Source organism: Caballeronia sp. KNU42 (assembly GCF_053760385.1).
The window spans coordinates 1,701,323-1,727,739 of the sequence record NZ_CM132389.1; the positions used below are offsets into that span (position 1 = coordinate 1,701,323).

General features: G+C 58.3%; 25 protein-coding genes. 23 read left to right on the top strand and 2 right to left on the bottom strand.

Translation table 11 applies throughout. The annotated features are described in order from the left end of the window. Positions 1 to 25: 25 nt before the first annotated feature. The 5 genes from ACSOSP_RS26775 to ACSOSP_RS26795 all read left to right on the top strand — a co-directional run bounded on the left by ACSOSP_RS26775 (position 26) and on the right by ACSOSP_RS26795 (position 4,602). Positions 26 to 1,432, top strand: coding sequence for a sensor histidine kinase N-terminal domain-containing protein (locus tag ACSOSP_RS26775; RefSeq protein ID WP_455313687.1), 1,407 nt, complete (start codon positions 26 to 28; stop codon positions 1,430 to 1,432). After that, positions 1,433 to 2,101 carry a response regulator gene (locus ACSOSP_RS26780; protein ID WP_455311429.1) on the top strand — a complete coding sequence of 223 codons (669 nt, stop codon included), beginning with the start codon at positions 1,433 to 1,435 and terminating at the stop codon, positions 2,099 to 2,101. It begins immediately after the preceding gene. Between the two features lie 154 nt (positions 2,102 to 2,255). Then, positions 2,256 to 3,368: a porin gene (locus ACSOSP_RS26785; protein ID WP_455313688.1), complete on the top strand. Its 1,113-nt coding sequence runs from the start codon at positions 2,256 to 2,258 to the stop codon at positions 3,366 to 3,368. Between the two features lie 186 nt (positions 3,369 to 3,554). Beyond that, positions 3,555 to 3,863 (top strand): hypothetical protein, encoded by a 309-nt coding sequence (locus ACSOSP_RS26790; RefSeq protein ID WP_455313689.1) that lies wholly within the window; start codon positions 3,555 to 3,557, stop codon positions 3,861 to 3,863. A gap of 346 nt (positions 3,864 to 4,209) precedes the next feature. Continuing rightward, positions 4,210 to 4,602 (top strand): Fur family transcriptional regulator, encoded by a 393-nt coding sequence (locus ACSOSP_RS26795; protein WP_455313690.1) that lies wholly within the window; start codon positions 4,210 to 4,212, stop codon positions 4,600 to 4,602. 514 nt (positions 4,603 to 5,116) lie between these two features. Here the strand turns inward: ACSOSP_RS26795 and ACSOSP_RS26800 are convergent. Both ACSOSP_RS26800 and ACSOSP_RS26805 read right to left on the bottom strand, forming a co-directional pair. Next, on the bottom strand, positions 5,117 to 5,707 hold the full coding sequence (locus ACSOSP_RS26800; protein ID WP_455311430.1) for a hypothetical protein: 591 nt from the start codon (positions 5,705 to 5,707) through the stop codon (positions 5,117 to 5,119). Further along, on the bottom strand, positions 5,704 to 6,480 hold the full coding sequence (locus ACSOSP_RS26805) for a porin (protein ID WP_455311431.1): 777 nt from the start codon (positions 6,478 to 6,480) through the stop codon (positions 5,704 to 5,706). The genes ACSOSP_RS26800 and ACSOSP_RS26805 overlap by 4 nt, the downstream gene beginning before the upstream one ends. A gap of 1,171 nt (positions 6,481 to 7,651) precedes the next feature. On the opposite strand from ACSOSP_RS26805, the gene ACSOSP_RS26810 reads away from it, so the two are divergent. The 18 genes from ACSOSP_RS26810 to ACSOSP_RS26895 all read left to right on the top strand — a co-directional run bounded on the left by ACSOSP_RS26810 (position 7,652) and on the right by ACSOSP_RS26895 (position 26,320). Continuing rightward, positions 7,652 to 7,924 (top strand): DUF4148 domain-containing protein, encoded by a 273-nt coding sequence (locus tag ACSOSP_RS26810; RefSeq protein WP_455311432.1) that lies wholly within the window; start codon positions 7,652 to 7,654, stop codon positions 7,922 to 7,924. A 356-nt stretch (positions 7,925 to 8,280) separates the two neighbouring features. After that, a complete protein-coding gene (locus tag ACSOSP_RS26815; RefSeq protein WP_455311434.1) occupies positions 8,281 to 9,276 on the top strand; it encodes a YncE family protein in 996 nt (331 codons plus the stop codon). A gap of 265 nt (positions 9,277 to 9,541) precedes the next feature. Beyond that, positions 9,542 to 10,282, top strand: a complete 741-nt coding sequence (locus ACSOSP_RS26820) for an FCD domain-containing protein (RefSeq protein ID WP_455311435.1) — start codon at positions 9,542 to 9,544, stop codon at positions 10,280 to 10,282. Between the two features lie 204 nt (positions 10,283 to 10,486). Further along, positions 10,487 to 11,422, top strand: a complete 936-nt coding sequence (locus tag ACSOSP_RS26825; RefSeq protein WP_455311436.1) for an ABC transporter substrate-binding protein — start codon at positions 10,487 to 10,489, stop codon at positions 11,420 to 11,422. A gap of 41 nt (positions 11,423 to 11,463) precedes the next feature. After that, entirely contained in the window at positions 11,464 to 12,474 is a 1,011-nt protein-coding gene (locus tag ACSOSP_RS26830) for a tripartite tricarboxylate transporter substrate binding protein (RefSeq protein ID WP_455311437.1), read from the top strand. A 77-nt stretch (positions 12,475 to 12,551) separates the two neighbouring features. Next, positions 12,552 to 12,932, top strand: coding sequence for a VOC family protein (locus ACSOSP_RS26835; RefSeq protein WP_455311438.1), 381 nt, complete (start codon positions 12,552 to 12,554; stop codon positions 12,930 to 12,932). Positions 12,933 to 13,016: 84 nt separating this feature from the next. Further along, on the top strand, positions 13,017 to 13,520 hold the full coding sequence (locus tag ACSOSP_RS26840) for a tripartite tricarboxylate transporter TctB family protein (RefSeq protein WP_455311439.1): 504 nt from the start codon (positions 13,017 to 13,019) through the stop codon (positions 13,518 to 13,520). A 15-nt stretch (positions 13,521 to 13,535) separates the two neighbouring features. Next, positions 13,536 to 15,092: a tripartite tricarboxylate transporter permease gene (locus ACSOSP_RS26845; RefSeq protein ID WP_455311440.1), complete on the top strand. Its 1,557-nt coding sequence runs from the start codon at positions 13,536 to 13,538 to the stop codon at positions 15,090 to 15,092. 103 nt (positions 15,093 to 15,195) lie between these two features. Next, a complete protein-coding gene (locus ACSOSP_RS26850) occupies positions 15,196 to 16,341 on the top strand; it encodes a porin (RefSeq protein ID WP_455311441.1) in 1,146 nt (381 codons plus the stop codon). A gap of 304 nt (positions 16,342 to 16,645) precedes the next feature. Continuing rightward, on the top strand, positions 16,646 to 17,791 hold the full coding sequence (locus ACSOSP_RS26855; RefSeq protein WP_455311442.1) for a porin: 1,146 nt from the start codon (positions 16,646 to 16,648) through the stop codon (positions 17,789 to 17,791). A 263-nt stretch (positions 17,792 to 18,054) separates the two neighbouring features. Further along, positions 18,055 to 20,385, top strand: coding sequence for a bifunctional salicylyl-CoA 5-hydroxylase/oxidoreductase (locus ACSOSP_RS26860; protein ID WP_455311443.1), 2,331 nt, complete (start codon positions 18,055 to 18,057; stop codon positions 20,383 to 20,385). After that, complete coding sequence (locus ACSOSP_RS26865) at positions 20,382 to 21,164, top strand: SDR family NAD(P)-dependent oxidoreductase (protein ID WP_455311444.1); 783 nt, start codon at positions 20,382 to 20,384, stop codon at positions 21,162 to 21,164. Before ACSOSP_RS26860 ends, ACSOSP_RS26865 begins: the two co-directional genes overlap by 4 nt. After that, the gene (locus ACSOSP_RS26870) at positions 21,092 to 21,697 is read left to right on the top strand and encodes a MarR family winged helix-turn-helix transcriptional regulator (RefSeq protein WP_455311446.1); all 606 of its coding nucleotides are present in this window, start codon (positions 21,092 to 21,094) and stop codon (positions 21,695 to 21,697) included. The genes ACSOSP_RS26865 and ACSOSP_RS26870 overlap by 73 nt, the downstream gene beginning before the upstream one ends. A 15-nt stretch (positions 21,698 to 21,712) precedes the next feature. Then, positions 21,713 to 22,561, top strand: coding sequence for an enoyl-CoA hydratase family protein (locus tag ACSOSP_RS26875; protein ID WP_455311447.1), 849 nt, complete (start codon positions 21,713 to 21,715; stop codon positions 22,559 to 22,561). Position 22,562: 1 nt separating this feature from the next. Beyond that, positions 22,563 to 23,768, top strand: coding sequence for an acyl-CoA dehydrogenase family protein (locus ACSOSP_RS26880; RefSeq protein WP_455311448.1), 1,206 nt, complete (start codon positions 22,563 to 22,565; stop codon positions 23,766 to 23,768). Continuing rightward, complete coding sequence (locus ACSOSP_RS26885; RefSeq protein ID WP_455311449.1) at positions 23,765 to 24,220, top strand: acyl-CoA thioesterase; 456 nt, start codon at positions 23,765 to 23,767, stop codon at positions 24,218 to 24,220. The genes ACSOSP_RS26880 and ACSOSP_RS26885 overlap by 4 nt, the downstream gene beginning before the upstream one ends. Then, on the top strand, positions 24,217 to 24,612 hold the full coding sequence (locus ACSOSP_RS26890) for a RidA family protein (RefSeq protein ID WP_455311451.1): 396 nt from the start codon (positions 24,217 to 24,219) through the stop codon (positions 24,610 to 24,612). Before ACSOSP_RS26885 ends, ACSOSP_RS26890 begins: the two co-directional genes overlap by 4 nt. 49 nt (positions 24,613 to 24,661) lie before the next feature. Further along, positions 24,662 to 26,320 carry an AMP-binding protein gene (locus tag ACSOSP_RS26895; RefSeq protein WP_455311452.1) on the top strand — a complete coding sequence of 553 codons (1,659 nt, stop codon included), beginning with the start codon at positions 24,662 to 24,664 and terminating at the stop codon, positions 26,318 to 26,320. Positions 26,321 to 26,417 lie beyond the last annotated feature (97 nt).

The following is a 26,417-nucleotide window of genomic DNA, read 5'->3' on the forward strand; positions in this document are numbered from 1 at the left end:
CATATTCAAGGAACGTGATTTCGTGATTTTGGGCAGCTTGCGAGCCAGGCTATTAGGGTGGCTTTTATTGCCACTGACGGTGTTCGTCTGCGTATCCGGAATCATGTCCTTGCAGAATGCGCGCTCCACCGCGAATCTCCTGCAGGACAACGCGCTGATGTCATCGATGCGGATCATTGGCGAAGACATCGACTGGGACAACGGCGAGATCGTCGTGCAGATCCCGCCGGCGGCCCTCGAACTGTTCGAGTCGCCCGAGCACGACAATGTGTTCTACAAGATCGTGGATGGACATAACCGACTGCTGGCGGGCAACCCCGACCTGCCGTTGCCAGACACTTTCTCGTCCACGCCGGCGTTTTACAGTGCGGTCCTCAATGACGGCCGGCGTGTGCGCGCCGCTGTATATGTGCGGCAGATGTTCGATTCCGGGCGCGTGGAGAACGTCACCGTGGCGGTCGCGAAGACGGAGTTTTCGCGGGATGCAATGGTGGCCGCCCTATGGCATCCCCAGCTCATCCGCCTTGTCTTAATGCTGCTCCTGGCAATGCTGCTCGTCTATTTCGGCCTCACCTTCGAGTTGAGGCCGCTGATGAAGTTGAAGGATGACGTGGCCGACCGGGCGCCATCCCAACTGCAGCCGATTCGCGCCGAACGACTGCATTTCGAGCTTCGGCCTATCGTCGATGCAATCAACCAGTGCATCTCGCGCATGAGCTTGCAGGCGGCTACGCAGCGCCAATTCATATCCGACGCTGCACACCAGTTGCGAACGCCCCTCACGCTCCTGGACACACAGATCCAGTTTGCCCGGCAGCGGCAAAGCGAGGATGAAAAACTGGTTGAAGCGCTGGCGGGCATGCATAAAAGCAGCCGGAAAATGGCAGTGCTTACCAGCAAGCTGCTCTTGCTGGCCTATACGGAGTCTTCGCAACCGGGTCGCGGCGAGGGCTTCGTCGACCTGAGCGCGGCGATCTACGGGGTACTCGAAGAGCTCGTTGGATTTGCGCAGGAAAAAGAGATTGATCTTGGCGCGGAGATCAGCGACGAAATGTGCGTGACCGGTGACGAGTCCTTGATGACCGCGTTGCTGACCAATCTTGTCGATAACGCTTTGCGCTACACGCAACGGGGAGGACGGGTCACCGTGACCGCGCAGCGCAGCGGCGCCAGCGCGGTAGTCCGGGTGATAGATAACGGACCCGGCATCTCGGCTGAAGCCCGCTCACGGGTATTCGAGCGGTTTTATCGTGCGTCGACTGATACGGAGGGTTCCGGGCTCGGCTTGTCAATTGTGCGCGAGATTGCAAATCGGCATGGCAGTACCGTGACGCTCACACCCGGCGAAAGGGGCGTTGGCCTGCTTGCGACCGTCACCATGCGCTTATGGTGCGATCCGGCGAGCATAGATGCCCAAGAAAAGGAGAGGTGAATGAAATTGCTGCTGGTGGAGGACAACGCAGATCTGGCGCGCTGGGTGGTCAACCTGATGCAAGCCGAACACTTCATGGTGGACTGGGCAGCGGACGGAGAGCAGGCCGAGACCCTGCTCAAGGCGAAAGGTTACGACGCTGTGCTTCTTGATCTGCGCCTGCCGGGTATCAACGGCAAGGACGTGCTGACGCGCCTGCGTCGCGGACGGGACAATGTACCGGTCCTGATGTTGACCGCCAATGGATCGACCGATGACAAGGTCGCCTGTTTCGCGGCCGGTGCAGACGATTACGTCGTCAAGCCATTTGACGCGCGTGAGCTGGTCGCAAGGATAAAAGCGATCATTCGCCGCAAAGCAGGTGGAGACGAAAGCCAATCGATCGTCTGCGGTGATCTTCAATACCGGTTCGAGTCGCGCGAGTTTTTTATCGGAGACGAACCATTGCGCCTGCGGCGCCGGGAGCACGCAATTTTGGAGGCGCTCATCCTTCGCCAGGGGAAGACCGTGTCGAAAGCGGCGTTGATGGAGTGTGTGTTCGCAATCGATGACGATGCCAGCGCCGACGCCATCGACATCTATATTCATCGGTTGCGCAAGCATCTGGGTATCTCGACAGCGCAGATCATGACATTGCGTGGTCTTGGATATATTATTCGGATACCTTAAATAATAGGTAATCGGTATTTCCACCGACGTTTTTCGGGGCCTCGTGAAAGATTCACGAAGGATTGAGGTAGTTAAGCTTTGTTCGGCATCGAACGAATCATAAAAACCTATTCCATCGTGAAGTCGTGAGGAGAACGTCGTGAAAAAAACCTACATGGTATTGGCTGCGAGCGCAGGCACCCTGATAGCCGCAAATGTGCACGCGCAGTCGAGCGTGCAGCTCTACGGGCTGATCGATTTGAGTGCACCGTCGTATCAAACGCACGCCGACGCAAAGGGCGATCACGTGGTCGGCATGGGTATCGGCGGTGAGCCGTGGTTTAGCGGCAGCCGCTGGGGTCTCAAAGGCGCTGAAGACATTGGTAACGGGTCGCGGATCATCTTCCGGCTGGAAAGTGAATACCGCATGAGCGACGGCCAGATGGAGGACCCGGGTCAGATCTTTGACCGCGACGCATGGGTTGGCTACGAGGACGATACGTTTGGGAAGTTCACGGCGGGCTTTCAAAATACAATCGCACGCGATGCATCGACGATCTACGGTGATCCATACGGCAGCGCCGCATTGACGACAGAGGAAGGCGGCTGGACCAACGCCAACAATTTCAAGCAACTGATTTTCTATGCAGGCAGCGCCACGGGTACGCGCTACAACAACAGCATTGCGTGGAAGAAGCTCTTCAACAGCGGCTTGTTCATGAGCGCTGGTTATGCGTTCGGCAACACAACCACTTTCCCGACGGGCTCGAACTACCAGGCCGCGCTCGGCTATGACGGCGGCCCGTTCAATCTCTCCGCATTTTATAGTCACGCCGATAACGCCGGATTCATAAACCAATCGTATTCGGCCGGCGGCAATTATACGTTTAGCATCGTGCGCGTGAATGCAGGCTACTTCCACTACACAGGTGACCAGGGAGCATTGGGACAGCGTCACGACAACGCATGGACTGTGTCGCTGAAGCTCGCTCCGAAGGGCGCATTCGACTATGAGGTCGGATACCAGCAAATGCACGTCAAGAACGCGGCGTACAACAGCGACGGCGATGTCCCGAACGCAAACATAGGGACATTCAGCATGACCAACGGGATCGCCAACGGATACAAAGAGACGCTCTACGCATCCGTTTTCTACCATCTGTCGAAGCGTACCGAAGTGTATATTGCCGGCGACTACATGAAGCTGCATGGCGGCTACACGGTTGCGACTACCTACGGGGCGAACAACCAGCTCGAGCTGACTTCAGGCATTCGTACACGGTTCTGAACGATCGGTGGGTGCGGTGTCGGCTTTGCTGTTCCGACACCAAAGCAGAGCAGCGCGGTCGAACGCGGGTGGTCGTGAGCCGTAACGCGCCCGTACCGGGATGAACTCAAGGATCTTTCGGGCGAAGGCCAGGTGTGATAGAAATGAAGAAGTGCCGTGACGCGCTCGGACAGGAGGGGAACTGTGATGAAATCGCTCAAAGCTGTACTACTTGCGCTCACGGTGATTGCTTCGGCTTCGTGCGCATCGACGATCAGTTCATCCTACACAACGGACGTCCGGCTGAAAGACGGAAAAGCCGTCCGATGTGCGGTTAACAACGCAGCCGAAGCAGCCGGTTTGCCGCCCGCAGGAACGCCTCCGCTGACCCAGCGCGAGCGAAACGAAGCGGAAGTCCTTGCGACTCAACCATTGCGCCTGCTGTCCGGGCCTTTTTCTCCCTATCCAGATCCGGATACTGCGCCGAGGCTGAGCTGCTACGAAGTTCCTGGTTAGGTTCGTGAGGTCGCGGCTGTCTCAATCGTCGGCGCAACAGGATTTACTGACGGTGCGAACGTGCTTTTTCTTCCACGCTTAAGGAATCCTTAAGCAGCGGATCGGTAAAGTTCGAGCTCGAAAAATACCGCGTACTACCAGCTGCGACCAATCGTGATAGTTCGATTCAACTCGGACAAGCCCGGACAGCCCCATTCAATGCCAATTCAAAAAAGACGCCGATTCGTGCAAGCGAAAGCGATCCATCCACTGGGTCTTTTGTTCGGCCGGCGGTGAGAATTTAAAAATGCCTATCGACGTTATCGAGGAATTGCGAAGTGTCGGGTTGCGGGCGACTGTGCCGCGAATGAGAGTGCTGTCGTTTTTCCGCGATGAGCAGCAAAGGCATTTCACCGCCGAGGATGTTTGCCGGCACGTCGCCAACGAGAAGCTCCACATCAGCTTCGGGAGCATCTACCGTGTGCTCCAGCAGTTTGTTGACGCAAAGATACTGCGGAGCGGGACGTTGCACTCGACCAAGATTGTGTACGAGTTGAACAACAGCCCGGATCATGACCACGCCATTTGCATGAGTTGCGGAAAGATCGAGGAATTTCACGATCTGGCGTTCGACGCGAGGCAGAGGGAAGTCGGCGAAAGCTTGGGATTTTTGGTCGCGGGACGACAGTTGGTGCTGCAGGGGTACTGCCTCAATTGCCGCGCGATGGCACTGGAGCCACGGACGAATCAGAGGGGGTAGTGCATCAACGCTTATGCCCTCTGCCATCAAGGCCTCGCGGCCCGCTCATGAAGGTGTAACCGCAAGTCTGTCGCGTCTTTATATATGCGACGATCCGGCGCAACGCTGGACAACGCAGCAGTACATGCCAGGTGTCCGGGTTGTGTCGGAGCGAACGGGCGTACTGCGCGACCAGGTGTCGTACAAGCCGGGAGACATCGATTTTCGTGTTGTCAGGGCGTTCTTAAAGGTAACCGCAAAAGCAAAAAGGCCACCAGTCTTGCAACGGGTGGCCATGGAGGACTTGGACGTGACGGTGATCGCCGCCAGATAGAGCTCCCTTCGGCGGGTGTGCGACAGCATGCCCGCATGAAGCGGGCAAGGGATGCAGTGCAGGCGAACATGAGAAAACGGCTAACGCGTGTTTCTCGGTTGGTCAATATGATTGCCTCATCGTCTTAACTGCAAGAGTCCCTTCGCCTGCCTCAGGTTGCTACCTGCGACATCCAGGACGTTGCCACAAGGGACCGGCAGCCTAGAATTTATAATCCAGACCGACGGAGACCCCCATGATTCTCCCACCCGCATAGCAGAAGGGGGCGCCCTGCGAGATCGAGCTGCCGTCGTGGCAGTCTGTGGTGACCGATCGTCCTCCCGCGCCGAGATCGTAGTGAGCCAGGGCCTGGTTGATCGTGATGGCGTAGTCGGCATAAACGGTGGTGTGTTTGTCCACTGCATGCCTGTACATGGCCGTGAACATATTGGCGCCGTTGGAGGGGTTGGGGTTACCCAGGACATTGGGGTCCGCCGGCGCCGTATTGTGTTGGCCAGGGTCGCCTGGCGTCGAGTTCGCATGGGCCCATCCGATGCTGGCGCTGTCCTTCGGTGTGAACTCCTGCGTCAGCGCCAGCCAGAAACCATTGCGGCTACGTTCGTTCTGAATCTGCAAATAGGCGGGAACATTCCTGCGCAATACTTCGTAGATTGCGCTCAAGGTTGTTTTGGTGGGCAGTGTATATTGCGCGCCGACTTTGAACGCCCATTCGTTACCGATATCGTTCGGGTCGGTGCCGTCGGGTGATGCCAATGCTGCGGCGCTTGTTGTGACATCGCTGGAGCGGTTCACACCTTGGTGCAATTCGTAGGCGGTGGGAAGTAAAGGGGGCCACTGGTATAAGCGAGGTTCGCGCTATATGCCGAGCCATAACTGCCGTCATTACAGGCGATTGGTGTACCGCCGCTCCCGGGAACATCGCCTCCCGTACAACTCGATTCCCCCGCAGCTTGAACCGAATTTTCATAACCGCGGTTCTGGCCAGGCGACACCAATGCGTTAAAGCTCCAGCCGTGGAACGTCGGCGATTCATACCAGATTGCATGGTCAAGCCGCGTGCCGAATTCGACGCGATTGTCCCCGCCCGTGTTGCCCATGATTGCGGAGTAGTCTCCGATCGTCCCTGAGAAAGGATTCATGCGAGCCGTGGACGTCTTGTACGGGGCATCGGTCTTGCCGATCTTCAACGCGCCCCAGGACGTAGACGCGACGCCAATGAAGCTGTTGCGCGATGTTAGCGCGCCCTTGACGCTTGAGTCTTGCGCGGAATTCGAATTTGCCGTGCCGGCCGTCGCCGAGATGTCCAGTTGTGTCTCCAACTGATAGATAAACGCGAGACTCTTATCCGATCCGAACGGCTGTTTGCCGCGTACGCCAACGTAAGACAGGTTTGACGAGACGTCAGGTTGCCAGCCCAGGTGACCCGCCGGAAACACTCGTTCGCCGCCTGGCGTCGTGTATTCGCTTTTAAGTCCCTTGGTGAGGTAGTCCACTGAGAGGTCCAGGTTTCCATAGAATTCCATGTTGCCGAGGGCCGCCAGCAAAGACCGCAAACGTGGCGGCATACTGGCGCCCCATGAGTCGGATCCGTCATCAGCCGAGGCTGTCTGAGTGCTCGTTGGTGTGGCCGTGGCGCTGGCCGACACGGAAGACGTGTTCGGAATAGTTGACACGGTTGCCGGGCGAGGGGCCTCGGTACTGGATCGAGTCTGTCTGGCGGAAAGCTCGTCCAGTTTTTTTGTCAACGCGTCCATTTGTTGCCGCAACAATTGGATTTGTCTTGCCTGGTCGTCCGCGGGAAGTGCCTGCGCGAGCGCTTTCTCCGAAAGACCTCCGCTGCCGGCGGCAAGGAAAATGATTGGCGCGGCCGCCAGAAGTGAATTGCGTCCCTTTCTCAAAGTCGTCTCCGTTCAATAGTTATACTTATTAAAATATCTACTTGCCTTTATGACGCTGGGGCCTCCTCGATGGAACAGGTATCAGGTTGATTCGACGGGACGCGTCCAAGCCGGATACATCGATCGAGTCACGCGAAGAACGCGTGACTCAGGCAGTGCGTGGTCGTTCCAATTTAGCTCGATGGGAATGGCATCGATGTAACTGAAATCAATTTGTAAAAATGACGTGTCCGGAAGTAAATGTGAGGGTTGTGTATTTTTTAGGATAGTTAAATGAATTTATGGTAACCATACCCAATGGTGAGTCTGTATTGCGCGGGTGCAATCAAGTGTGTAGTCGAAGCTAACTTGAGTGGTTTTATTAAAAGATATGGAATGCTATTAAAATTAAAATGAAAGCACACGCTAAGTATCGACTAAGTATCGGCTAGTGATTTCATTGCAACAGCAAGCTGTGTGCGGGATGGCTAGCGGCTTTGAGGAAAACGATTTGGCGCGGCGCCGTCTCTTTCCGCTCGCTGTGTACGCTGGTGTCCAAGCCTAGGGTCAACTGCCGGGAGCAAGCGCAAGAAATGGATCGTCGAAACCTGGCGCGGTGAGACGAGAATCGCCCCGACGAGGTTTGCCATTCGTTCAGGGCGTCCGATTTGAGTCTGGTTCTTTGCATTTGATAAACGAGACGATCGGGAATAAAACGCCCTTGGCCGTAGTTATATGGGTACACGTCTGCCTGATTCATTCAGGACTTTGAGATCTTTGCAATATCTCCGACGCGACAATTCAATGCCTCCAACACATTGAATATACATAGTATTACTTAATAAATGAATGGGAGATTATGATGAAATACCTCACGTTAGTTGTCACTGGCGCGCTGATGGCCGTTGCGGCGCATGCGTATGCCGGGGAGTATGACGCGGCCAAGGGCGCGTCTGGCGATAACAGCGCCGTGGCATCGCAACCGAATACGGCCCCCGCGCAGTCGGCGGCACCCATGAAGAGCAACGCTGCGCCCGTCGGCAAGACTCGTGCAGAGGTTTATCAGGAACTGATGCGCGCCCAACAGGATGGCTCGCTGGAACGCCTGAACCAGCTTTACGGTGGTGAGTGAGCTAGTGCTCCGGCAGGTCTAACAAGGGCTGGTATCCGGCTCATTCTGCGGGGACACGGCCCGCAGAATATTCCGTTCTGTGGCTGAGCACCGTCATGTTGTACGGTTACTCGCTAGAAGCATCGGCGTCTCTGCGAAGCGAAAGCTGATCACGACCAGCACCTCGAACGCGGCCAAAAACTACCCATTCCTTAGCGTAAATCCCTAAGTGCCAACTGTTGACAATTCGAATTGCCATGTCAAAATAAACTGTCGACATTTAACAGTCAGCAAAATAACAAGTCTAATCAAGGAATCTCGCCGACAGGGCGTCGATAAAAATGGGTTCAACGCGGACTATCAAAGAAAGGGCAAACATGAAGCTGTTCAATTTCTCTTATCTCAGCACGACGTTGGCGCTCGGCATCCTTGCACTGGCCACGGCCTCGTTTGCCCATGCGCAATCCCACTACACATTGATTAAAACGATTGATTTGCCGGGGAAGGGGGGTCATGGAGACTGGGTCACGTTCGATGAACCCACTAACACAGTGTGGATAGGCCAGGCGCCAGCGCATAACGTCGTTGTCCTGGATGCTGAAAAGTTGGAGGTGAAAGCGGTTATTCCGGGTATCAAGGAAGCGACCGGTATCGACCTCGATGATGCTTACGCGTACGTCTCGGACGCTAAAAGCAACGCGCTCGTTGTGATCGATAAGCACACGTTCGAGAAGGTCGCGACGGTGGATTCAGGCGGTGAATCGCCCGACGGCGTCAGCGTTGACCGGCGCACCGGGAAAATCCTTCTAGCCAATGACGATAGCAATAACGAAGTGATGTTCGATGGCAAGCCGCCATTCACAAAAATCAGCGCCATCGAATTGCAGCCGCGCCCGGCGAAGCACGGTCCGGACGTCGGCCTATACGTGCCAGAACGGGACCGTTTATATCAGCCGGTGGACAACATGATCGACGTCATCGATCCAAATACGAACCACATAGAAAGTGTCTGGGACTTAGGGGTGAAAACTGATGCCAAGCCCATGGCCTACGACAGCAAGACCAAACACCTGGTGATCGGGACGCGTGACAAGAAGATGCTGATCGTTGACCCCACGACGGGAAAAGTCATCGCGACCATCCCGTTCCAGGGCGGCGATATCGACGAAACTGCTATCGATGTTGACGCCCGTCGCGCTTTCATGGGCGACAAGTCGGGCAACGTTGAAGTCGTGGATCTGGACGCCAATACAGTAGTCGATCACCTGATGACGGAGAAAGGCGTTCACACGCTGACGGTTGATCCGAAGACGCACCGGATCTTTGTCTATCTCAACGTAAGCAACAAGGTTGCGGTATTCGAGCCCACGTGAGGGCCGCGATGGTGAAGACGACATGAATCATGCAACAAGAGATACGACGCGGCACTGTTTGTATCCATCAGGCTCGCAGCGGCGCTCGTGACGGCGTCCATCGCGCAGGATTCCGCGCGGCAAGCCCAGTTCAGCGAAGTCTGGCAAAACGCCAGGCAAGCGCGAAGGCGCGTGAAAAGAGGCGGCCGCAGAGGTAGGCGCAAACCAGTGACGACGATTCGATCAAAGTGTTGACAGTTTGCAAAGTGCAATTTAGTATGGGTCCATGACAACCGATTACAGCACCTCGACCGTTACCGTTGCAGAACTCCAGTCGCACACCCTGACAGGAGTGGTGCAGAACGAGATCGAAAAAATGATCCTGCGGGGCGAGTTAGCTCCAGGGCAGCGCCTGAATGAAAAGCTCATTTCCGACAAGTTGTCGGTCAGCCGCGGCCCGGTGCGGGAAGCATGCCGGGCTCTTGCAGAACTGGGGCTCGTCTATTTAATCCCGAACCGCGGCGTGTTCATCAAGCGGCTGACGAAGAGCGATGCGATTGAAGTCTACGATCTGCGTGCCGGATTGATTGGCCTGTCGGCATCGCTGCTAGCGCCAATCTTGACCGCGCAAGCCGCAACGAAGCTCGATGCATTCGTCGACGAAATGGAAGATGCCGCGGAAAAAGGCGATTTTTCCCGCTTCGATCCGGTCAACCTCGAGTTCCATGACTTCATCGTGCGCTCAACTGAGAACACGCGGCTGATCAAGTTGTATGGGAGTCTCGTGAAGGAGTTTCACCTGTTTCGTGCGCATGGGCTGGTTCAACGCGGCTCCTTATTGCAATCGAATCGGGAGCATCGCGAGATTGTCGTGGCGCTGAAGTCGAAGGATGCGAAGCTGAGCTATGAGGTGAGCTTCAGCCACGTCAGCAATGGCAAGCAACGCATGCTGACAGCGCTGGATGATCTGGCAAAAAACGTGTCTTCGCCCGCGAAGCAGTCGGAGATGAGCGACCCGATCGTATAACGCGGCGGCAGGTAGAAGGAATGATGGAACGTGGGGAGCCAATTATAAGTTGGCCGGCCCATTTATTATGGTGTACGAAATTTGTGAGATGTGCATGCCCGGAGATGCTGATTTGGGCGCCGCTACAAGACGCTGTCAAAGAGGTTTGCCAATATCATGCTTGAGATTTCGTTAGCATGCCAAATTACTGATCGAACCCGGGCATTGATCGACGGCAGGATAAGCATCGGGGGATGTCGGATCAACTTTGTTCACGGTCCCGCGGAGGAGCTGTTTCAGCGAGCGTTTCGTCACGAGGAGTTTGACATCTCGGAGCTCTCGCTCGGCACGCACCTGCTCACCACAGCACGTGGGCAGAGCCGCTATATCGGCGTGCCGGCTTTTGTGTCGCGGTCATTTCGTCATTCAGCCATCTATGTGCGCGCCGATCGCGGGATCGATTCGGCGCAAGCGCTGCGCGGACGCAAGATCGGCGTGCCGGATTTCCAGCAGACCGCAGGGGTATGGGTGCGCGGTTTTCTCGACGACGAACACGGCGTGCGCACACGCGATGTGCATTGGTTGACTGGCGGGCTTGAGCAAACGGGACGCGAAGTGCGCATGCCGCTCGACTTGCCGCCGGACATCAGCATCGTGCCGATCGATTCGGGCGCGACACTGTCAAAACTGCTCGATGCCGGCGATATTGACGCGATCATCGCGCCCAGGGCGCCTTCCTGCTTTGGCCGCAATCCGAACGTCCGGCGCCTGTTCCCGCATTTCCGCGAGGCGGAGGAAGCTTATTTCACCAAGACGGGTCTGTTTCCGCCCATGCATACCATTGGCATCCGCCGTTCGCTGGTGGAGAGGCACCCCTGGTTGCCAGTGAACGTATTCGCGGCTTTCGTGAAAGCGAAGGAAACCGCCATGGCCGAACTGACCATCACCGACACACTGCGCATTACGCATCCGTGGATCAACGCGGAGGTGGACCGGGTCAAGGCGCTGATGGGCGATGACTACTGGCGCTATGGAGTCGACGCCAACCGCCCCGAACTGGCCGCACTGCAGCGCTATGCAAGAACCGACGGGCTCATCGGTCAGGAGGTGCCTCTCGAGGAGCTCTTTGCTGCAACCACGTTTGATGGCTTCAATTTTTGAGCTGCAAAACGGTGATCAAAAAACAATCAGGAGACGATGTAATGGGCAAGACCGGTAGTACCCGCTTCAATCGGTACAGCACGGCGCTGTTGTCATGTGTAGCGGTTCTCGCGTTCAACTCGATAGCTGCGCGCGCCGCCGACGCATGGCAGCCTCATCGTCCCGTTGAGATCGTGGTGCCGAGCGCGCCTGGCGGAGGGCTGGATCTCGTAGGACGCACGCTGCAAAGCGTCATTCAGCAGGACAAGCTTTCAAGCAAGCCTGTCACCGTCATCAACCGTCCGGGCGGAGGCGGTACGGTTGGCATTGCGTACATCAACTCTCACCCTGGAGACGGCCATTACGTCAGCGTGCAAGCACTGCCGCTCATCACGAACCGCATCACCGGCATCAGCACAGTAGGCGTAGACGACGTGACGCCGCTGGCCGTCTTCGTGACCGAACCGGTCGTCTTTTCGGTCGCGGCATCAGGGCCGATCAAGACGGGCAAGGATCTTGTAGAGATGCTGAAAAAGGATCCTTCGGCGGTCAGCATGGCGGTGTCCAGTTCGCCGGGTGGGCAGAGCCACGACGCTGCCGCCCTGGTGCTGAAGGCGGCGGGGCAGGACCCGAAGAAGCTGAAAATAGTGTTCTTCGATTCAGGCGGCGAAGCGATCACCTCGCTGATGGGCGGCCACGTCACCGCGAGCGCAACACCCGCGGGGGTCGTGCTTGGACCGAGTCAGGCGGGTCGTATCAGGATGATCGGAATTCCTTCGGGATCAAGGCAGCAGGGTGACCTGGCCAATGTGCCAACCTGGAAGGAACAGGGTGTGAACGTGGATTTCAGCACGTGGCGGGTGCTCGTCGGACCGAAGAATATGACGCCGGAGGAGATCGCCTGGTGGGACAACGTACTGAAGAAAGCAACCTCATCCACAGAATGGAGCGCGGCGGTCAAGCGCAATCTCTGGACTGCTGATTATAAGAACAGCACCGACACCAAAGTTTTTTTGAGCGGAGAGCAGAAGCGGCTGACGTCGCTTCTCACTGACCTCGGTCTCGCAAAGTAATCGCATAACGGAAATATTCATCAGCATTCACATCCCCTGACTTTTCCACCGTAGCAACCAACGACATGGAGAACCATATGTCACGCATCGTCCATCTCGCCGTCAAGGTCAACGATCTCGAAGAGGCAACCAGGTTTTATACGGAAGTATTCGGTTTCACTGAGGTTAAAACCGGCCGCAACCGGGAGCATATCTCGCGGCATATGACCGACGGTCACATCGACTTCACCCTGATGCAGTACGACAGCGAGGATTCGCATGAGGCCACGATTGCCGGAGAGGGGCCGCGTCTGCATCACTGGGGTGTGACTGTGGACGACCAGGAACTGGCGGCCGAGAAGATCAAGCAATACGGCGGCACGATCCTCTCGGCCAAAGGCGAAGGGGCGCTTAAATTCCGCGCCCCGGACGGCACGATTGCCGAAGTCGTAAAGCCCGGACGCTACAACGAGAAATAGAGCGCGGAATATTGCCGCGCCAGCGCCGGACCGGCGACGCCTGTGCATCGGGCGCGCCGGAGCATGGAAATATAAGGAGGAGACGTGAAAAGCTTAAAGGGTGACGCGCAGCTTGCCATCGGCGTGATCGTGCTCGCCGCCGTATATCTGTACATGGACATGCGCCTGCCGGAAGTGCGTCTGAGCGACCCACTCGGACCCAAGGCTTTTCCCGCGCTCGTCGGCGTGGGCTTAATAGTATCCGCATTGTTGCTGCTGCTCGAGCGGCGGCACAAGCTGCGGATCAATCCGCTCGCCGAGACGCCGCCCGCGGCCGATGAGCCGGGGACCAATCCAGGCAAAAGTATCAAGCACTCGCCGCTGGTCCTGCTCGGCATGGTGGCCTGGACGGCGCTTTATTACGTTTGCTTCGATCGCGTTGGCTATCTGATTGCCACGACTGTATTTCTGCTCGGCCTGCTGACGTATTTCAACCGAAACCGCCACAAAACGAATATAGCGGTCGCACTTGGTTTTACGCTTGTTTTCGACTTGCTGTTTTCCCTGGTGCTGGGTGTCCCCATGCCCGCCGGCCTGTTATCGATCTGACGCGGGAGCGCCAACATGGAAAGCCTGTACGGGATCTTGCATGGACTGGCTGTCGCCATCCAGCCGACCCACCTTCTCTATACGCTCATCGGCGTTTTTATCGGCACGATGATCAGCCACTTGCCGGGCATCGGTCCGTCGGCGGGCATTGCGCTGCTGATTCCCGTCACGTTTGGCATGGACCCGATCACTGCACTGATGATGTTGACCGGGATCTATTACGGCTGTATGTACGGCGGTGCGGTGACCGCGATTCTCCTTAATACCCCGGGCGATGCCGCGGCCGTGATGACCGTGCTCGACGGCTATCCGATGGCGCGCAAAGGTCGTGCTGCGGCCGCGCTCGCCATTGCCGGCGTGAGCTCGTTCATTGCAGGCATGATCGGTGTGACGTGTCTCTCGTTCGTCGCTGTCCCGCTCGCTGCGGTGGCGCTGCACTTCGGCCCGACCGAATACTTCGCGCTTATCTTCTTCGCTCTCTCGACCGTCGGCGCGCTCAATGGCAATTCGATTGCGAAGGGCATGATGGCGGTGTTCATGGGGCTGGGACTCGCGACCATTGGCATCGACCTGCAGAGCGGCGTGCCGCGTTTCACCATGGGCCTTGCGCAACTCCAGGACCGGGTGAGCTTTCTCGTGGTTGTCGTCGGGCTGTTCGCGATCGCCGAGGTCAGCCGGATGGTGGAAGGCACGCTCGGTGGAACGCTGCATTCGGTGAAGGTGGAGGGCAAGCTGTGGTTCACCAAGAAAGAATGGAAGCGCGCCCGTCCAGCAATCTTCCGCGGCACGGCGGTGGGTTTCGTGTGTGGGGCGGCGCCAGGCCTGGGTGGTACGCTGGCGGCGATGCTGTCGTACGTGCTGGAAAAGAAGATCTCCAAGCATCCCGAGGAATTCGGGCACGGCGCAGTGGAGGGTATCGCTGCCCCGGAAGCCGCCACCAATGCCGATACCTGCGGCGCGTTTGTGCATTTGCTTGCCCTGGGCGTACCGGGCTCCGGGGCGACGGCCGTGATCATGGGCGCGTTCATCATGTACGGGATCCAGCCCGGGCCCATGCTGTTCCACACGCAGCCGGATCTTGTCTGGGGGCTGATCGCAAGCATGTACATTGGCAACATCATGCTGCTGGTGCTGAACCTGCCACTCGTGGGCATTCTCTCCAAGATCCTGTATGTGCCGCCCGGTATCCTGCTGTGCCTGATCCTCGGCATTGCTTCGGCGGGAGTCTATTCATTCAACAACGATGTCTTCGACCTGTACCTCGCGCTTGGCTTCGGCGTGGTAGGTTTCCTGTTCCGCAAGCTTGATGTGCCCAAAGCGCCGCTGCTGTTCGGGCTGATTCTCGGGCACACGCTCGAGCAGTCGTTCAGGCAGGCGCTTACGATCTCCAATGGTGACCCAACCGTCTTTGTCCGTAGCCCGATTGCGGCGGGCCTCCTGCTGTGCGCTGCCATCATGATCGGGGCTTCGATCTGGAGCAAGCGTCGTCCGGTCAAGGACCTGCAACTGGCCGAAGCCCGCATTGCGGAGCAGCGTCTGGCGGAACAACACCTCGCTGAACATCGGCACTGACACTGCCTGATTGATATTTGAATGAATTGGCCGCGAGTGCGGATCTTTGCGCCGCCAGGGGGCGGCTCGTGCTGAATTTACCCGATTGATCGTGGGAACAACGATGAATACGTATCGACTATCTATAAGTTTAGTGATCCTTATGTTAACGGGATCGAACGCCTGGGCGCAAAGCAGCGTCACCCTCTATGGCACGCTGGACGACGCGGTGGCCTATTACAACAACGTAGGCGCTCACTCAGTGATCCAGATGCAGGGCGGGGGGCAGGAAGATAACAAGTGGGGGCTCAAAGGCGGAGAAGACTTGGGCGGCGGCATGAAGGCGGTTTTTGCGCTCGAAAATGGCTTCGTGATCAACAACGGCACACTGGACCAGAACGGCCGCGAATTCGGGCGACAAGCTTATGTGGGCTTGTCGAGCGAGACGTTGGGTACGCTAACCGTCGGACGTCAAGACGATCCGACCGTCGACCTTGTGCAGCCCATCACCGCAGACGGCTATGGGTCGGCGTTTTCAACGCCAGGCGACGCGGACAACAACGATAACTCGCTGTGGGTCAACAACGCGGTGAAATATCTCAGCCCAAGCTATGCGGGCTTCCAGTATGAGTTGCTCTACGGGTTCGGTGGCGTGCCTGGCAGCGCGACATCGGGTCAGACCTATTCAGCCGCGGTCTCTTTTACCAACGGCGGCTTCAGTGCTGCTGGCGGCTACTTCTTCGCAAAAAACGATAGCAGCGGCGGGGCAGGCTCGTCCGATCCGATCGCCGATAATTCGGTGACGCCATTGAGTGGCGGGACTGCCTTTGTGGGCTCGCGCCAGATCGTGCAGGCAGGGGTGCAATACGTACTAGGCGACTTCACCGCCAACGCCCGATACAGCAACGCCCAGTTCAAGCCGTATCACGATTTCGGGGCATTCAATCGCACTGAGACGTTCAATATCGGAGCGGCATCGCTAGGCTGGCAGGCAACGCCCGCGCTATTGCTTGCGGCCGGCTACACGTATACGCGATCAAGTGGGAATGCTTCCGCCACCTATAACTCGGCGGCGGCCACGGCCCAGTACGGGCTATCCAAACGAACGAACTTTTACGCAACCGTGGGCTATACGCACGCGAGCGGTACCTCGTTTTCTACCGATGGCTCAACGCTCGTGCCCGCCGGAGGCGCGGTCGCCGACCTTGCGCCGGCCGCTGGGATATCGACTCAGGTGGCGGTGATGCTCGGCATTGTCCATAAATTCTAAGTAAGTATTTCGATTGTTTTTTCTGCGGTCGCCTAAAAACCGCGCGATTGATGCGCAGTTAACAACGGAAGCGGGTGATTCCCGGGCTAAACCTACTTGCATACCCAGTTGCTTATGTATATTGTCGACAGTTAGCAGCTTAGCGTTTACAGTGCAAGCAACAGGACGGTTGTTAAGCGGATGCGTGGTATAGGCGAAGCAAAGGAACCGAAGAGCAAACAGCTCGTGGCAGAGTCGGCTGAAATAGTAGGTGTACTAATAAAAATTAAATCGATAGAAACTTATCAATATTGACGGAGATACCATGCGACGCCTCGTGATTCCCAGTCTTGCCTTGGCCGCGTTGAGCGGAGTTTCGACTAGTTACGCTCAAAACAGCGTTACGCTTTACGGCGAAATAGATAACGCGTTTGCTTATTACAACAATGTGGGTGGCCATTCACTGTTCGCCATGCAAGGCGCGGACCTGACGGCTAACCAATGGGGGATCAAGGGTAAAGAGGATCTGGGAGGGGGGTACTCGGCAATCTTCAACCTGGAGAATGGCTTCGATATCAACACCGGCACGCTGCGCCAGGGTGGTCGTGAGTTCGGCAAGAACGCATGGGTTGGGCTCGCGTCGAAGTCCCTCGGCACGATAACCATGGGTCGTCAACTGGACCCCACGGTCGACCTGGTGCAACCTATCACGGCTGACGCATACGGTCCGGCGTTCACCACACCGGGCGATGCAGACAACAACGACAACACGTTCCGGATCGACAATTCGATCAAGTACACGAGTCCGATATATGGCGGTTTGCAATACGAATTGATGTATGCGCTGGGGGGCGTAGCGGGCAGCATCTCGTCGCAAGACACGATTTCCGGTGCCGCAGCGTACACGCGCGGACCATTAAGCGTCGCGGCAGGTTATATCTTTGCGAAGAATGACGGAGCGGCCGGGGTGGGGACGGCCGACCTGACCCATAACAATTCGGTCACGCCACTGTTTGGCAGCGTCTCATTCGTCGGCTCGCGCCAGATTGCCCACGTTGCGGCGCAGTACGTAATAGGGCCCTTTACCGCCAACATTCGTTACAGCAACGCGCAATGGAAACCTTATATCAAACTAGCGGCGTTCAATCGGACGGAAACTTTCAATACTGGCGGGACGTCGCTCCAGTACCTGGTTACGCCGGCACTCGCACTCAATGCGGGGTATGTCTATACGAGATCAACCGGTGCGTCATCGGCCACTTATCATACGATTGCTGCCAGCACTGAATACTTCTTGTCGAAGCGCACCACGCTGTACGCTATCAGCGCGTACTCGCATGCACGAGGCACGACCTTTAACGCAGCCGGCACCGGTATTGTGTCTGCGGCCGGTTCGATCGGTGACCTCGAGTCGAGTTCGAGTACGCCCAGTCAGGTCGCTGTCATTCTGGGCATTACCACCAAGTTCTGAAAGCACATGATCGTCGCGGGCCTCGGCGCTGCGCGTGGCAAGCGGTCCATAGAGAACCCGCTCACGCTTTTTGGGGGGCGATCTTTCGCCCTTATAAGCGGCGCAACGGGTTCGTCGTACTCAAGGTCGTCGCGGCAGGCCGGAGCAAAGTTGCGTCCGAGCCTCAAAGTCTTCCGCCGCACGATCGGTTTTTTTATAAATTTACTTGACACCTAAACTATCGAGGCCTAAATTAAAACTGACTCTTCAGCCTGGAGCGCACTATGCGCATCGTTTGTATTGGTGGTGGTCCCGCGGGTCTGTACTTTGGCTTGCTGATGAAGAAGCAGAATCCCGCTCACGACGTGACGGTGGTGGAGCGAAATCGTCCCTATGACACCTTCGGCTGGGGCGTGGTTTTCTCCGACCAGACGCTCGGCAACCTGCGTCGTGCGGACGAGGCGAGTGCGGCGGCCATTCTCGATGCGTTCAATCACTGGGACGACATCGACATCCACATCAACGGCCGCACGCAGCGTTCGTCCGGACACGGTTTCTGCGGCATTGGCCGCAAGCGCCTGTTGAATATCCTCCAGGAGCGAGCCGAAGCGCTCGGCGTGAAGCTGGTGTTCGAAACACAGGTCACAAGCGACGAAACCTACGACGCCGACCTCATCATCGCTTGCGATGGCGCCAACAGCGTCGTGCGCACCAAGTACTCAGCCACCTACAAGCCTGACATCGACCTGCGCGATTGCCGCTTCGTCTGGCTCGGCACGGACAAGCTCTTCGACGCCTTCACCTTCGCGTTCGAGAAGACCGAATTCGGCTGGTTCCAGGCGCATGCGTATCGCTTCGACGACCACATGTCCACGTTTATCGTAGAGGCGCCTGAGCGGGTCTGGCGTGCAGTCGGTCTGGATGAAATGAGCAAGGAGGACGGCATCGCATTTTGCGAGCGGCTCTTCGCCAAGTATCTCGACGGCCACGCGCTCAAGTCGAACGCACAGCATTTACGCGGCTCCTCGCAATGGATCCGCTTCCCGCGCATCGTGAACGAAACGTGGGTGCATAACCGCGCGAATAGCGATGGCAGCGTGACGCCTGTCGTCCTGATGGGCGATGCCGCGCACACGGCGCACTTCTCGATTGGCTCCGGCACCAAGCTCGCGCTTGAAGATGCGATCGAACTGACGAACAGCATCGCGGCGCATCCGGGCGATCTGCAGGCCGCGCTCGATCACTACACGCAAGTACGCAGTGTCGATGTCCTGCGCATCCAGAACGCCGCCCGCAACTCCACCGAGTGGTTCGAAAACGTGGACCGTTACGCGTCTTTCGAGCCTGAGCAATTCGCGTATTCGTTGCTCACGCGCTCGCAACGTATCTCCCATGAAAACCTCCGTTCACGCGACGCCGCGTATCTCGCCGAATTTGAAAACTGGATCGCGCAGCGTTCGGGACTTGATATAGACAGCAGCAAGCGTTCCGTCCCGCCGATGTTCACCCCATTCACCGTGCGAGGCGTGACGCTGAAGAACCGCGTGGTGGTGTCTCCCATGGCCCAGTACTCGGCTGTCGATGGCGTCGCGGGTGACTACCACCTGATGCATCTCGGCGCCCGCGCCGTGGGCGGTGCTGCACTCGTGATGACGGAGATGACCTGTGTCTCCCCCGAAGGCCGCATCACGCCCGGTTGCCCGGGTCTCTACAACACCACGCAACGTGACGCGTGGCGACGCATTGTCGACTTCGTGCATCGTCAGAGCGACGCAAAGATTGGCATCCAGTTGGGTCATGCGGGCCCGAAGGCATCGACGCGGGTAAGTTGGGAAGGAATAGACAAGCCGCTTGAAGAGGGCAACTGGCCGATCGTATCCGCGTCGCGGCAGCAGTACTTGAAAGGCATCAGTCAATGGTCGCGCGCAGCAACAACGGACGATCTCCTCGAGATCAAGGCGCAGTTTGTACGTTCGACCGAGCTTGCCGCGGACGCCGGTTTCGATTGGCTCGAACTGCATTGCGCGCATGGTTACCTGCTGTCCGGTTTTCTCTCGCCGCTCACGAATCAACGCGACGATGAATACGGCGGTTCGTCCGCCAACCGTCTGCGTTTTCCGATCGAAGTGTTCACCGCAATCCGCGCGGTGTGGCCCAAGGACAAGCCTATTTCCGTGCGCATCTCGGCGCACGATTGGGTTGACGGCGGCATCACGCCCGACGACGCCGTGCTGATCGCGCGTGCGTTCAAGCAAGCCGGTGCGGACATGATCGACGTATCGTCGGGACAGGTGAGCAAGGAAGAGAAGCCGGTTTATGGCCGCATGTTCCAGACGCCTTTCTCGGATCGGGTACGCAATGAAGCGGGCATTGCGACCATCGCGGTCGGCGCGATCTCGGAAGCGGACCACGTGAACAGCATCATTGCAGCGGGGCGTGCCGACCTGTGCGCTGTAGCGCGTCCGCATCTTGCGAATCCGTCGTGGACGCTCGATCAAGCCGCGAAGATTGGCTATGCCGATATCACCTGGCCGAAGCAATACTTCGCCGCGAAGTCACAGCTCGAGCGAGGCTATGAACGTGAGCGCGCGCAGCGTGCGGAGGGCGAGGCATGAACACGAGCACTTATCCGCTCGAAGGCCAGCACGCAGTGGTCACTGGTGGCGGCAGCGGTATTGGTGCCGCCATCGCGCATGCGCTGGTGACGGTGGGCGCTCAGGTCACGTTGATGGGCCGCGATGCCGCGCGGCTCGCGTATCAGGCCGATATCCTGAGCGAAACCGGAACCGTGCATGTGCAGAGCGTCGACGTTACATCCGCCGATTCTGTCGCTGCTGCGTTTGCTGCTGCGCGAGAGAACGGGTTCATCGACATCCTCGTCAATAACGCGGGGCAGGCCGAAGCCGCGCCGTTTGCGAAGACCGATCTGGCGCTGTGGAAACGGATGCTCGACGTGAATCTGACGGGCGTGTTCCTCTGCACGCAAGAGGTGTTGCCAGCAATGGTCGAGCGCCGCAGCGGGCGCATTGTCAACGTTGCGAGCACGGCGGGACAAGTAGGTTACGCCTACGTGGCCGCGTATTGCGCAGCGAAGCATGGCGTGATCGGCATGACGCGTTCGCTCGCGTTGGAAGTCGCCACGCGTGGCGTCACCGTCAACGCCGTGTGTCCCGGTTATACCGAAACCGGTCTGCTTGATCAGTCGATCGAAAAGATCGTCGCACAGACCGGACGCAGCGAGGAAGAGGCACGCGAAGCACTGCTGCGATCGAATCCGCAACGTCGCTTCGTGACACCGGATGAGGTCGCCAGTTCCGCGTTATGGCTGTGCTTGCCGGAGTCGCGATCGATCACCGGCCAGACCATTTCTATTTCAGGTGGAGAAGTAATGTGAACAAGCCCGCTGCCCGCACGGTTAAAACTACCGCGCCCGAGAAAGCCAAGGCCGCCGGCAACGTCGTCGACCTTGAGATGAGCACGGGCGTCGACAGTCACATGGGACTGCGCTTGTGGCTGCGCATGCTCACCACGACCAACATGGTGCAGGCCGAGTTGCGAAAGCGCCTGCGCGCCGAATTCGACACCACGCTGCCGCGCTTCGACCTGATGGCGCAACTCGAGCGCCATCCCGAAGGCCTGAAGATGAACGAGCTGTCGCGACGCCTGATGGTCACCGGAGGCAACGTGACGGGTCTCACGGACCAGTTGGAGAAGGAAGGTTTTGTCGTGCGCGATACCGATCCCAACGACCGCCGTTCGTTTGCCGTGCGCCTCACCGCGCATGGCCGCGAGTCGTTCGATCGCATGGCGCGTGCGCATGAACAATGGGTCGTCGAATTGTTCGGCGGATTACCGCTGGCTGACAAGGCGCGCATGCATCAGAAACTGGGCAAGTTGAAGCAGCACTTGCGCGAGCGTACGGAATAGATACGGAGACAGTCGATGAACGACAACACCACCGCGCTTTTTGCCGGCAACCGCACGACCCTTGGCGACTATCGCGCGAAGCACTTTGGATGGATGGTGGAGCAGGGCGTTGGCACGATCACCCTTGACCGGCCCGAGCGCAAGAATCCGCTGACGTTCGAATCGTATGCGGAGTTGCGCGACCTATTTCGCCAGCTCGCGTATGCCACCGATGTAAAAAGCATCGTGATCCACGGCGCCGCCGGCAACTTCTGTTCCGGTGGCGACGTGCACGACATCATCGCGCCGCTCGTCGACTTGCCCATGCCGGAGTTGCTCATGTTCACGCGCATGACGGGAGACCTCGTCAAGGCGATGCGCCATTGCCCGCAGCCGATTGTTGCAGCCGTCGATGGCATCTGCGCCGGCGCCGGAGCGATCCTGGCGATGGCGTCGGATATGAGGCTAGGCACCGTGCGAAGCAAGCTCGCGTTTCTCTTCACCCGTGTTGGACTGGCAGGTTGCGACATGGGCGCATGCGCGATCCTGCCGCGCATCATTGGTCAGGGAAGGGCGGCCGAACTGCTTTTTACCGGACGCTCCGCCAGTGGCGACGAAGGTTTCGCGTGGGGCTTCTATAACCGCCTGTGCGAGCCTGACGATGTCCTGCGCGAAGCGCAATCGCTTGCCTCTGATCTCGCGTCAGGGCCAACCTTCGCCCATGGCATCACAAAGAAGATGCTCCATCAGGAGTGGAGCATGAGCATAGACGAAGCCATTGAATCCGAAGCGCAGGCGCAGGCGATCTGCATGGCGACCAATGATTTCGGCCGCGCGTATCGCGCATTCGCCGCGAAGACGCGGCCCGTGTTCGAGGGAGATTGAGTTGGCCCATCCTCAAACAACTTCCGATGCTTTCCACGATGCCCTCGCATGGCCGTTCTTCGAAGAGCGGCATCGCGAACTCGGTGTGCGTATCGACGCGTGGGCAGCAGAACACCTGGGCGATACGCATGCGACCCATGCGAACGTCGATTCAATCTGTCGCCGTCTTGTACGTGAACTCGGCGCGGCCGGATGGTTGCGCTATGGCATAGGCGGCACGGCTTATGGCGGGCACGGCGACACCATCGATACGCGCGCCGTTTGCCTGCTGCGCGAAACGCTTGCCCGCCACAGCGGTCTTGCCGACTTCGCGCTTGCGATGCAGGGACTCGGATCGGGCGCAATTTCACTTGGCGGCAACGAAGCGCAAAAGCAGCGTTATCTGCCGCGTGTGGCGAGCGGCGAGGCCATCGCGGCGTTTGCGCTGACCGAACCCGATGCAGGCTCGGACGTCGCGGCACTCGCGCTCAGCGCGCGCGAAGATGGCGATGCTTATGTACTCAATGGCGAGAAGACCTGGATCTCGAACGGCGGCATCGCGGACTTTTACGTGGTGTTCGCCCGTACCGGCGAGGCGGCGGGGGCGCGTGGCATCAGCGCGTTTATCGTCGATGCGGACACGCCGGGATTGCGCATTGCCGAACGGCTCGATGTGATCGCGCCGCATCCGCTGGCGCGCCTTTCTTTCGAAAACGCACCCGTGCCACGTACTGCTTTACTGGGAAATCGTGGCGAAGGTTTCAAGCTTGCCATGCGTACGCTCGATATCTTTCGAACGTCGGTCGCAGCGGCATCGCTTGGCTTTGCGCGGCGAGCGATGAGCGAAGGGATCGAGCGTGCTGCGTCACGCAAGATGTTCGGGCAGACGCTGGGCGACTTCCAACTGACGCAAGCCAAACTCGCGCAAATGGCGCTCACCATCGACAGCTCCGCGTTGCTTGTTTATCGAGCCGCCTGGTTACGCGATCAGGGCAAGTCGGTCACGCGTGAAGCTGCATTGGCGAAGTGGCATGCGAGCGAGGGCGCTCAGCAAGTGATTGATGCCGCCGTGCAATTGTGGGGCGGCAGCGGCGTGCAAAGCGGTGCAGTGGTCGAGCAACTGTATCGCGAGATTCGTGCACTGCGCATCTATGAAGGCGCGACCGAAGTGCAGCAGTTGATTGTCGGGCGCGATCTGCTCAAGGCTCACGCCGCGAGGAACGCATGATGGAATCATCGCCCCGTTTTGAACGGCCGGTACGCATTCGTTTTTCGCATTGTGATCCCGCGGGTATCGTATTTTTTCCGCAGTATCTCGTGATGACCAACGCGCTGGTAGAGGACTGGTTCAACGAAGCACTCGGTATCGACTACGCCGCGATGATCGGCAAGCGTCGCGTCGGCTTGCCGATCGTGAAGCTCGATTGCACATTTTCAAAGCCGAGCCAGATGGGCGACACGCTCGTGTTGTCGCTGACGCTGGAACGTATAGGCGCTCGTTCGGTTGGCATCGTGATTGACGCGCAGTCGCAGGGCGAAACGCGCTTTCTCGCACGGCAGGTGCTCGTGACAACCTCGCTCGAATCCGGGGTGTCGATCGAGATTCCCGATGACATCCGCGTGGCGCTGACGCGCTTTAATCGCGCGGCGCTTGCACAACTAAAGGAGACTCTATCGTGAAAAATGCATTACTCCCGGCTGGCTGGGTCAAGCCACGCGGATACGCGAACGGTGTCGCCGCGCGCGGCACGCAGGTTTTCATAGCAGGACAGATTGGCTGGGACGCGCAAGGCCACTTCCATAGCAGCGACTTCGCGGCGCAAGCGCGTCAGGCTCTGTCGAACATCGTCGCCGTGCTCGATGCTGCAGGAGGGCGTCCGGAGCATCTCGTGCGCTTGACCTGGTACGTGACCGACAAGCGTGAGTACGTCGCCGCACTGAGGGACGTGGGCGGCGCGTTTCGGGAACTGATCGGCAACTACGACATTGCAATGAGCGCCGTGCAGGTGGTCGCGCTCATTGAAGACGAAGCCAAGGTGGAGATCGAAGCCACCGCCATTATTCCGGATTGACACCTGTCGTTCATCCCGTTGCTTATTTTCGTTGCTCCCGGAGCTCACCATGGAACCTTCGGCTCACGTCGATACGTTTTCCCGCGACAACCTGCCGCCGCCCGGCGAGTGGCCGCAGTTTCTGCTCGACAACCCCGACGTCTCCTATCCCGCGCGCCTGAATTGCGCGGTGGAATTGCTCGACCGGACAATCGATGACCATCAGGGGCGCGGGCAGGGTGCAAAACCCGCGATCTGGTCCGACGTCGATGGTGCGCCGCATGCGACCACGTACAGCGAATTGCGTACGCGAGTGAACCAGGTAGCACATGTGCTGACCGGGGTGATGGGACTGGTGCCGGGCAACCGCATCTTGCTGCGTGGGCCGAACACGTTGCACATGGCAATCGCATGGCTCGCGTCCTTGAAGGCGGGTCTCGTGGTGGTGCCGACCATGCCGCTTTTGCGGGCAAAAGAACTGAAGCAGATCATCGACAAGGCTCAAGTGTCGGCGGCGCTATGCGACGCGCGATTGATCGATGAACTGGCGCAATGCGGCGACCCCGCCAGCGCATACTTTTGCGAAAGCCTGCTGCAAACAAGGCTCTTTCATGACGATGGTCCCGATTCCGTCGATACGATCGCCTTGCTTCAGCCTGCCGAATACACGGCGGTGGACACCGCTGCCGACGACGTCTGCCTGATCGCATTCACCAGCGGCACGACAGGAATGCCGAAGGGTTGCATGCATTTTCATCGCGACGTAGTTGCAATGTGCGACCTGTTTCCGCGCCACATCCTCAAGCCCACCGCCGACGATATATTCTGCGGCACGCCTCCGCTAGCGTTCACCTTCGGGCTGGGCGGCTTGCTGTGTTTTCCGTTGCGTGCGGGGGCATCGACGGTATTGATCGAGAAGTTGACGCCGGAGACGCTGCTGCAAGTGGTCGAGCGTTTTCGCGCCACCATCATGTTCACGGCGCCGACGTTCTATCGGCAAATGGCGGGCATTGCTTCGCGCTTCGATTTATCGAGTCTTGGAAAGAGCGTCTCGGCCGGCGAAGCGTTGCCGGATGCCACACGCAAGCTCTGGCGGCAGGCCACGGGTTTGCAAATGATCGATGGCATTGGCAGCACCGAAATGATCCACATCTTTGTGTCGAGCGCCGAAGGACAGGCGCGCGACCGGGCGATCGGGCGCGCGGTGCCGGGCTACGTGGTGCAGGCCGTGGACGACAACATGCAGAGCGTTCCCTTTGGCGAGATCGGCATGCTCGCGGTCAAAGGGCCGACAGGGTGCCGCTATCTGAGCGATCCGCGCCAGCGTAGTTTTGTCCGTGACGGATGGAACCTTCCGGGCGATTCGGTTTGTATCGATGCCGATGGTTACGTCTTTTATCAGTCCCGTGCTGACGACATGATCATCTCGGCCGGCTATAACATTTCCGGCCCGGAAGTTGAAAGCGCGCTGCTGCTGCATGAAGCGGTTGCGGAGTGCGGGGTGGTCAGCGTGGCCGACGATGAGCGCGGGCAAATTGCCAAGGCGTTCGTTGTTCTGAGTGCGGGATTTGTCGCGAGCGACGCGCTGGTGGTCCAGCTACAAACCTTCGTGAAGGAACAGATCGCACCGTACAAGTATCCGCGCGCGATTGAATTTATCGATGCCTTGCCTCGCACCGAGACGGGCAAGCTGAAGCGGTTTGCGTTGCGGGCGTCAGCGGCGTCTTGATGTGAGGCGGGTAGGGTTTGGTGGGGCGGGGAGGGGCGTAAGTCCGAGATTTTGTCAGCAGGGGGTGAACAAAATACAGGCTGTGGTTTTTGTCCGC